This is a genomic window from Pseudoalteromonas sp. CR1 (assembly GCF_019392235.1).
Lineage (GTDB): Bacteria > Pseudomonadota > Gammaproteobacteria > Enterobacterales > Alteromonadaceae > Pseudoalteromonas.
The window spans coordinates 1-280 of record NZ_JAHXRM010000154.1 but is presented as its reverse complement, the minus strand read 5'-3'; the positions used below and the strand labels follow the sequence as shown (position 1 = coordinate 280).

At 61.8% G+C, this 280-nt stretch carries 1 protein-coding gene; it reads left to right on the top strand.

Annotated elements, in window-relative coordinates:
* Positions 1 to 60 precede the first annotated feature (60 nt).
* Positions 61 to 280 (top strand): hypothetical protein (locus KZZ04_RS18890; protein ID WP_219423787.1); only part of this gene is annotated, 220 nt, incomplete at its 3' end.

Below are 280 nucleotides of genomic sequence, written 5' to 3'. Positions count from 1 at the left end.
CACGCACACAAACCCTGACGCCTCGTTAAAGCTCACGCCCAGTAACGGCCGGCTGCCCGGATGCCATACCACGGTGTCGGCGCTGTCGCCGGTGTCGATGCACAGTTCGCGTTGCCAGGCGTGGTCCTTGAGCTGCAATTCACCCTCATGCTGGAACACCCGCTGGCAGCCGCCATCCACTCGCAGCTCACCTTCCTGCTGGCAAACCTGACGGCTGAGCTGGTCATAACCTTGCGCACCGTCAAGCCCAGACAGCGCTATCTCGTCGACGTGACCAATA